Below are 9051 nucleotides of genomic sequence, written 5' to 3'. Positions count from 1 at the left end.
CCCGGCCACTACAGTGGTCGCCGTGCATCGCTGGTACGCCCTCGAGGACATCCCATCGGACCTGGGACCGACGGTCGTCACGCTGGGCAACTTCGACGGCGTGCACCGAGGGCATCGCGAGGTGCTCGGGCGGGTCGTCCGTGAGGCCCGGGATCGGGGCGCGACGCCGGTGGCGGTGACCTTCGAGCCGCATCCCGTGACCGTGCTCTACCCCGAACGGGCACCAGCCCTGATCATGTCGCTCGAGCAGCGCCTCGAGGCGCTCGACTCCGTCGGTGTGGGCGCCACCCTCGTGCTGCAGTTCACCCGCGAGTTCGCACAGCAGACGCCGGAGGAGTTCGTCGAGACAACCTTCGTCGAGGCACTGGGCGCCGTCGCCGTCGTCGTCGGCAAGGACACCCGGTTCGGCGTGCGCAACTCCGGGGACGTCGGCACGCTCACCGAGCTGGGAGAGAAGCACGGGTTCGACGTCATCGCACTCGACGACATCGGGGAGGCCGCGCCCGAGGGCCGTCGCTGGAGCTCGACCCAGCTGCGTGCGGAGATCCTGGACGGCAAGGTGCGGCATGCTGCCGAGATCCTGGGTCGCCCGCATCGCGTCAGCGGGACCGTGGTCCATGGAGACCACCGCGGTCGCGACCTCGGCTTCCCCACCGCGAACCTCTCCTCCGACCACGCGGGCCTCGTCCCGAGCGACGGCGTCTATGCCGGCTGGCTCGTGCGCCTCGACCTGGACCCCGGCACGGTGGACCGCACCCTGCCCGCCGCCATCTCCATCGGCACCAACCCGACCTTCGACGGGCACCAACGCCGGGTGGAGGCCTACGTCCTCGACCGGACGGATCTGGACCTCTACGGCGAGCGGGTCGCCATGGACTTCGTCTCCCGCCTGCGGCCGACCCTGAGGTTCGACTCGGTCGAGGCGCTCATCGACCAGATGCGCGAGGACGTCGCCAGGTGCCGCGAGATCCTGTCCGCGACCGTGCCCGCCTAGGCGGCGCCGCCGGCCCCGCCGAGCCGTGGGCGCCCGCGTGGCTGCGGGTCGATCTCGGCCTGTTCATCGGCGCAGCCGGCCTGTCGGTGGTGGGGGTGGTCCTCGTGTGGTCGTCCACGAGGGCCGAGAGCGGGGCTGCGATGGCGCTCAAGCAGGCCGTCGCGGTCGTCGTCGGGATGGCAGCGGCCGCCCTGATCACGCGGCTCGACGTCCGGCTCATCCGTGCCGTGGCGCCTCTCGTGTACGTGGCCGCCCTCCTCGGCCTGGTCGCCGTCCTGTCACCACTGGGGCGGCAGGTCAACGGATCGCGGTCGTGGATCGGGCTGCCGGGTGGCTTCACCATCCAGCCCTCCGAGCTGATGAAGGTGGCCCTCGCGATCGGCCTGGCGATGCTCCTCGCCGACCGGGCCGACCGGGGTGAACGCCAGCGCCACCGCGACATCGCCCTGGCGTGGGTGCTCGCCGGTCTGCCCATCGCTCTCGTGCTGGCGCAGCCGGACCTCGGCTCGGCCCTCGTGCTCGTCGCGATGTCGGCGGCCGTCATCGCCTCGGCGGGCGGCCCGGCCGTGTGGACGGTCGGCGTCGCAGCGGTTGGAGCCGCCACCGTCGTGGCGGCGTTCACGAGCCCCCTGCTCAGCCCGTATCAGCGAGATCGGCTGCGCGCCTTCCTCGACCCGTCGCTCGACCCCCAGGGCATCGGCTACCAGACGACGCAGGTGCGGGCCGCCGTCGCCTCGGGTGGATGGGACGGGCAGGGGCTCTTCGCCGGTCGGCAGACCCAGGCGGGGCTGATCCCGTACCAGGAGTCCGACTTCATCTTCTCGGTTGCGGGCGAGGAGCTCGGCTTCCTCGGCGCATCGGGCGTCGTCATCCTGCTTGGCTTCGTCGTGCTGCGCGCTCTTGTCGTCGCCCGCCGCGCGGACGCGTTCGGTCGTCTGCTCAGCACCGGGATCGGGGTCTGGCTCGGCGTCCAGGCCATCGAGAACGTCGGGATGAACCTCGGGCTCCTGCCCGTCACCGGACTCCCGCTGCCGTTCCTGTCCTATGGCGGCACCTCCATGATCGCCGCCTGGGTAGCGATCGGCCTCGTCGGAAACGTCGCCGCGGAGTCAGCGAACCGGCGTCTGGCCGGCCGACGTTAAGTTACCCATCGGTCACGGAGTGATGCCGATCTGCGTCGACGGGGTGACGTTTGGCGGCGATTGCGGCATCATCCGGCTCAAAGCGGGAGCCACGCCGTCGCCGAGGACGGGCCCCGCTGCGACGAAGGAGTCCGAATGCCCCTGAACGCCCTCGCCGACCGCGTTGTCGAGCAGTCCCTGCTCGACAACCGTGCCCCCAGTGTGGGAGCCCTCTTCCGCAACAGAGTCGCTGCGACGCCCGACGCACCCGCCTACCTCTACTTCAAGGACGGCGCCCCCGAGCTGACCACCCTGACGTGGAAGCAGACCGAGGAGATCGTCAACGAGTGGGCGGCCGGGCTCATCGCGCTCGGGGTCGAGCTCGAGGACCGCGTCGCGATCGCGTCGACGACACGCCTCGAGTGGGTCGTCGCCGACCTCGCCATCGTCTGCGCGGGGGGCGCGACGACGACGGTCTACCCGACGACCATCACCGAGGACGTGGCCTACATCCTCGAGGACTCGGGCAGCGCGATCATCTTCGCCGAGGACGCCGGTCAGGTGGCCAAGCTGGAGGCCTGCCGATCCCAGATCCCCCACGTCAAGCAGGTCGTCGTGTTGTCGGGGGAGGCCGGCGGCGACGGTTGGGTCATGACGACCGACGACCTCGCCGCCAAGGGCCGCGAGCTCCTCGCAGCCGACCCGGGCGCGGTCGACGCACGGATCGACCAGCTCGGTCCCGACAGCCTTGCCACCGTGATCTACACGTCCGGCACGACGGGCCGGCCCAAGGGCGTTCGTCTCGCCCAGGACAGCGTCGTGTACGAGGGCGCCATCATCGAGGCGACGGGAACGCTCAACCGGGACGACCTCCAGTTCCTCTGGCTGCCCCTCTCGCACGTCTTCGGCAAGATGCTGCTCGCCATCGGCCTGCAGATCGGCTTCCCGACCGCGGTCGACGGCCGGATCGACAAGATCGTCGACAACATGGCGGCCATCCGGCCGACGTTCATGGCGGGACCGCCACGCATCTTCGAGAAGGCCAGGGGCCGGGTCGAGCTGATGCTCGGCGAGGAGACCGGCATCAAGCGCAAGCTCATCGACTGGGCGCTCAAGGTCGGAGCCGACATGCGGGACACGCTCGAGCGCGGCGAGACCCCGTCCTCCGGCCTGACACGCAGGCACAACCTCGCGACCAAGCTCGTGCTCCACAAGATCCAGGATCGCTTCGGCGGTCGGGTCCGCTTCATGATCAGCGGCTCCGCGCCCCTGAACGCAGACGTGTCCAAGTGGTTCGGGTCGGTCGGCATGCTCCTGCTCGAGGGCTACGGCCTCACCGAGACGTCGTCGGGCACCACCGTCAACCTGCCCGTTCCGGGCAACTACCGTTACGGGTCGGTGGGCTGGCCGATGCCCGGCACCGAGGTTCGGATCGCAGAGGAGGACGGCGAGATCCTGGTGAAGGGCCCCGGTGTCATGCGCGGCTACCACAACAACTCGGAGGCCACCCGCGAGGTGATCACCGAGGACGGCTGGTTCCACACGGGTGACATCGGCCGCATCGACGAGCGCGGCTTCGTCTACGTCACCGACCGGAAGAAGGACTTCTTCAAGACCTCGGGCGGCAAGTTCATCGCCCCCGCCGAGATCGAGGCGAAGTTCAAGGGCATGTGCCCCTTCGTGAGCCAGTTCCTCGTCCACGGCGCGGGCCACAACTACGCGACGGCGCTGGTCACGCTCGACCCGGACGCGATCACGGCGTGGGCCGCCGCGAACGGGATGGCCGGGAAGTCCTATGCCGAGATCGTCACGTCTGACGCTGCTCGCGAGCTCGTCCAGGGCTACGTCGACAAGCTCAACGACAGCCTCAACCGGTGGGAGACGATCAAGAAGTTCACCATCCTCGACCACGACCTGACCGTGGAGATGGGTGACCTGACCCCGAGCATGAAGCTCCGCCGGCGCGCCGTGACCGAGAAGTACCAGCCCCAGCTCGACGCCTTGTACGAGGACAACTGAGCTGAGTCGAGAGTGCACCTTCGGCCTGAGTCGCAGGTGGGCGAGCCCGAGCGGCTGGCCGAAGGTGCACGCTCGATCTGCACGTACCATTGACGGATGCCCGGCGAGTCGATGTTCCATGCCCTCGAGCCACTGCTGGAGAGGGTCACCAAGCCCATCCAGTACGTCGGCGGTGAGCTGAACTCCACCGTCAAGGACTGGCACGTCGCCGGCCAGGGGCCGTCCGGCGAGGACCTGACGACCCGGTGGGCGTTGATGTACCCCGACGCGTACGAGGTCGGGTTGCCGAACCAGGGCGTCATGATCCTCTACGAGGTCATCAACGAGCGCCCCGATGCCCTGGCCGAGCGCACGTACGCCGTGTGGCCCGACATGGAGGCCGCCCTCCGCGAAGCCGGCCTGCCGCAGTTCACCGTCGACGGACACCGCGCGGTCGGCGACTTCGATCTCCTCGGCGTCTCGTTCTCGACCGAGCTCGGCTACACCAACCTGCTCACGGCCCTCGACCTGGCCGGCATCCCGCTCCACGCGACGGATCGCACACTCCAGCACCCCCTCGTCATCGCGGGTGGGCACGCGGCGTTCAACCCCGAGCCCGTGGCTGACTTCATCGACGCTGCGGTCATCGGCGACGGCGAGCAGGCGGTGCTGGCGATCACCGACATCGTCTCCGGGTGGAAGGCCACCGGTCGCCCCGGCGGCCGGCGCGAGCTGCTCCTGCGGCTCGCCCGCACGGGCGGCGTCTACGTGCCCTCGTTGTACGACGTGTCCTACCTGCCGGACGGACGCATCCAGCGCGTCGCCCCGTCAGCCGACGCGCACGGCGTGCCCTGGCGTGTCTCGAAGCACACCGTGATGGACCTCGACGCGTGGCCGTACCCGAAGCAGCCCCTCGTGCCGCTCGCCGAGTCGGTCCACGAGCGGATGTCGGTCGAGATCTTCCGAGGCTGCACCCGTGGCTGCCGGTTCTGCCAGGCGGGCATGATCACCCGCCCCGTGCGCGAGCGTTCCATCACCGGCATCGGCGAGATGGTCGAGCGCGGCCTCGCGGCGACGGGCTTCGAGGAGGTCGGGCTGCTGTCGCTCTCGTCGGCGGACCACTCCGAGATCGCCGACCTCACCAAGGGTCTCGCGGACCGGTACGAGGGCACCCAGACGGGGCTGTCCCTCCCGTCCACACGCGTCGACGCCTTCAACATCGATCTCGCGAACGAGCTGACCCGCAACGGCCGCCGCTCCGGCCTGACCTTCGCTCCCGAGGGTGGCTCCGAGCGGATCCGACGCGTGATCAACAAGATGGTGACCGAGGAGGACCTCATCAACACGGTCGCCGCCGCCTACGGGGCCGGCTGGCGGCAGGTGAAGCTCTACTTCATGTGCGGCCTGCCGACCGAGACCGACGAGGATGTGCTCCAGATCGCCGAGGTGGCGCGGCGCGTCATCGAGACAGGGCGCAAGGTGTCGGGGCGCCGTGACATCCGGTGCACGGTGTCGATCGGTGGGTTCATCCCCAAGCCGCACACCCCGTTCCAGTGGGCGGCCCAGCTCGGTCCGGAGGAGACGGACGCCCGGCTGCTCAAGCTCCGGGACGCGATCCGGGCTGACCGCAACTACGGGTCGTCAATCGGGTTCCGCTACCACGACGGCCAACCCGGCGTCGTCGAAGGACTGCTCTCCCGCGGCGACCGGCGGGTTGGCCGGGTGGTCGAGCAGGTCTGGCGCGACGGGGGGCGCTTCGACGGCTGGTCCGAGCACTTCTCCTACGAGCGCTGGATGAGGGCCGCCGAGCGGTGCTTCGCCGACGAGCCGGTCGACGTGGCCTGGTACACGACCCGCGAGCGCGAGGAGAACGAGGTGCTCCCGTGGGACCACCTCGACTCCGGCCTCGACAAGGACTGGCTCTGGGAGGACTGGCAGGACGCCCTCGACGAGCGGGAGGTCGACGACTGTCGCTGGACGCCGTGCTTCGACTGCGGCGTGTGCCCGCAGATGGGGACCGATATCGAGATCGGCCCCACCGGCAAGACCCTGCTGCCGCTCACCGTCCTTGGTGCCGGCCGCCAGGACCTGCTCGAACACCAGCACTAGCCCGTATGCCGCTGGGCTCGCGCCCATACCCACGCTCACTCCCAGCGTGGCCAACTCTTCGTCGAGTGTGCAGTTCGTGCGCATCCCGGGGCCGCACGAAAGTGCACACTCGATCTCGAGGAGTGGCGCGGACTGGGCACTCGACGAAGGTGAAGCGGCGCGAACTGCACACTCGACGAGGAGCCAGCCCGGCGGCATACGGCTTGATGCGGGCGGGGGGACACGGGCGTGGGCTCGGCCGACGTGGTCGACCGGGCCCAGCATGTGTGATGGATTCTCAGCAGGGTGTCCCTGTGGGGTCTCCACCGAGCGTGTAGTTCCAGCAGAAGAGCGTGGCGCCCTCCTGTGTGACGACGAACTGCGCGGCCGTGGCCGTCAGGCTGTCGAGGACGACGGTCCACTGGGTGCTGCCCTGCCCGCCGCAGCCCACTTCCTGGGCGGTCGGGGTAGGAGGTGCCGTAACGGTTGCCGTGATGTCCGGGACCGTGGCCCGGCCGTTCTTGCTGGTGGGCAGCTCAACCGGCCCGGACGATCCGCCCTGTGCTTCGACCGGGTTCTGGCCGGGCGATGGGTGTCCCTGCGGGTTGAAGCAGGTGTACTCCGCAATGCCGGTCACGGTCAGTTCTCCGAAGAGCGGGATGTTGCCAAGCCCGCTGAAGTTGCCGCCGGAAACGGTGGCGCTCGCGCCATCGAACTCGATGGTGGGTTCGGACTTCGCGGTCACGGCCGCGAAGGCCGAGGTGGTTCCAAGAGCGACAGCCGCGATACACGCGACGATCGCCACCAGTAGCGACTTGAGGTACTTCATGGTGCTTCCTTGCTGGTGTGCAATGGGCCCGAGCCCCCGATCTCGGGCCCGGTTTTCCATGCCGTCAAGCGGCGGCACGGTACAGGAGAGGCCGCGATCTCCGCTTGGACATCACACGGCCCGAAGGTGGGGACTGTCAGGAAAGGTCCTTGGACCCGCGCCCGGGGGCGCGGGTCCACGAACGTGTGTCACATCACGGGGACGAGATCGTTCCGCCGTTGGTGACCGTCAGCGCCGACGTCTCGTGGCAGCTTGCGGGGATGTCCCGCTGTGACGCGTTGGTGCTGTCGTAGTTGACTCGCCATGAGAACGAGCCGGTGGCCGTCTGCGCAGGCGCATTCCCAGACGTGACGGTCTGTGGTGAGGCTCCCGAGACGGTCCTCAGCGGCGATGTGTAGGCGGCCGTGCCGTTGCAGGTGCCGTTCGTGAAGAACTCGAACAAGACCGTGCCAGCCAGGTTTCCGCCAGCGGGTGCCGAGACCGTGACCGAGTCACTGGGGACCCAGGTCTGCGCGCTCGTCAGGGACGAGGCAACCGTGTTGACCACGACGTCCTCGTTCGTGTCAGTGCAGGCGGTGTTGTGCGAGGTGGCGTTGTTGTTCGGCAGGTTGCCGCTGTATTCGGCGACCCAGTGGTACGTTCCCGGAGCCGTCGGGGTGAACGATGCGGGTCCGTACGTGCCGTTGCCGCTCACTGCGAAGGTGCTCGAGGTGAACGCCAAGGTCGTGCAGTTGTCAGGCCCGTACAGCTTGAACGTGATGGTCCCGCCCGCGGCCGGACCGGCGGTGCCGGTCAGGTTGATCACCGGGTTGGCCGGCTGGGTCGCGAGGTCCGTGAGGGTGGCGGTGTCAGTCACGGGGCTGCCCAGGAAGACATCCGCTCCCGCAGTCGTGGCGAGCCCAGGGGTGACCGGGTTGACGGTGAAGCACTCAGTGGCAGCGGAGTCGTTCGAGCCGCCGATGCCGTTGTCCGGGTCGCCGGTGTAGACGGCGCGCCAGCAGTACCGGCCTGCCGAGGTGACATAGGCCGTTGCAGACTGAACCGTGACCGGGTACGACGCACCCGTCAGGTTCACCGAGCCCACACTCGTCCCGCCACTGGTGCACAGTGCGGGCGCGTCGAGCTTGCACAGGAAGAACGAGACGGAACCAGCCGGGGTGGCGGTGCCGCCGGTGATGCTGATGAGGGCGGAATCCGCCACGGCCAGCACGCCGGAGCCTATCGATGCGCCACCTGCGGGCACATCGTCGGTCGTGTCCGGGTTGGTCGACGTGTCGGTGACGACCCGGGGCGTGGTCTTTGTGGTCGACTCACAGTTCCCGATCGGGACGGTCGGCTGCAGGATCGTGTCCTTGTAGTCCGCCGTGTCCGAGTTGCCGGTCACGGTGCTCGGGATGATGTTGGCGAAGGACCGACACGCCTGCGACCCGCCGAAGACGGTGTCGGTCAGGTTGAGTGCCGCCTCGCCGCGGAACCCGTCGGCGCTGTAGGCGGCCGCCGACACGGCTGGGTCGAGCGGGTCGCCAGTAGGGCTCAGGACGAGGTTGCCATTGGCGTCCTCGGACCACACGCGCAGGTACAGGTCCCTGCTGCCGCCCTGCTGGTCCCACAGGATCATGAAGTCGCCAGCCTGACGGTTGGCCCATGGGTTGCAGTTCGCGATGAGGTTGGCCGTGGTGTCGCTGTAGTCACAGGCGGCGGGCGCCTGGTCCTGCATGAATTCGTAGGCGATGAAGCCGCTGCCGTTCGCCGCGTCACGCTCCCACGCGAAGTAGAGCCAGTCGTCCCCGTCGGCGTCGCTTGCCGAGCCGATCCAGGCCTGTCTCAGGTCCACCTGGCCGTTGGGGTTGGTATCGCCGAGAGTCGGCAGCGCGTCGTTGTGGATCACGCCGATCTTCGTCGTGTTGGAGTTCAGCGGGCCCAGCTCTTTGACGTTTCCAAATACGTCAGGAAGGTTCTGGTCGGCGTCGGCCCCCGGCACAACGGCCTGGCCGTTCGGGCCGATGGTGAAGGGTGGTGTG

The 9051-nt window shown here is 68.9% G+C and carries 6 protein-coding genes; 4 read left to right on the top strand and 2 right to left on the bottom strand.

Translation table 11 applies throughout. From position 1 onward, the window contains the following. Positions 1-22: 22 nt before the first annotated feature. The 4 genes from VJN29_RS06480 (at position 23) to VJN29_RS06465 (ending at position 6222) form a co-directional block, all read left to right on the top strand. On the top strand, positions 23-994 hold the full coding sequence (locus tag VJN29_RS06480) for a bifunctional riboflavin kinase/FAD synthetase (protein ID WP_324142777.1): 972 nt from the start codon (positions 23-25) through the stop codon (positions 992-994). After that, the gene (locus VJN29_RS06475; protein WP_324142775.1) at positions 958-2136 is read left to right on the top strand and encodes an FtsW/RodA/SpoVE family cell cycle protein; all 1179 of its coding nucleotides are present in this window, start codon (positions 958-960) and stop codon (positions 2134-2136) included. The genes VJN29_RS06480 and VJN29_RS06475 overlap by 37 nt, the downstream gene beginning before the upstream one ends. A gap of 135 nt (positions 2137-2271) precedes the next feature. Continuing rightward, positions 2272-4134 (top strand): long-chain fatty acid--CoA ligase, encoded by a 1863-nt coding sequence (locus VJN29_RS06470; protein ID WP_324142773.1) that lies wholly within the window; start codon positions 2272-2274, stop codon positions 4132-4134. A 96-nt stretch (positions 4135-4230) separates the two neighbouring features. Then, positions 4231-6222, top strand: coding sequence for a TIGR03960 family B12-binding radical SAM protein (locus VJN29_RS06465; protein ID WP_324142771.1), 1992 nt, complete (start codon positions 4231-4233; stop codon positions 6220-6222). Positions 6223-6499: 277 nt separating this feature from the next. Here the strand turns inward: VJN29_RS06465 and VJN29_RS06460 are convergent, their stop codons facing one another. Next, on the bottom strand, positions 6500-7030 hold the full coding sequence (locus VJN29_RS06460) for a hypothetical protein (protein WP_324142770.1): 531 nt from the start codon (positions 7028-7030) through the stop codon (positions 6500-6502). 193 nt (positions 7031-7223) lie between these two features. Then, a partial coding sequence (locus VJN29_RS06455) for a hemagglutinin (protein WP_324142769.1) occupies positions 7224-9051 on the bottom strand: 1828 nt, incomplete at its 5' end.

The sequence above is a fragment of the Intrasporangium sp. genome, assembly GCF_035280925.1.
GTDB lineage: Bacteria > Actinomycetota > Actinomycetes > Actinomycetales > Dermatophilaceae > Intrasporangium.
This window is presented reverse-complemented; position numbering and strand designations above follow the sequence as displayed.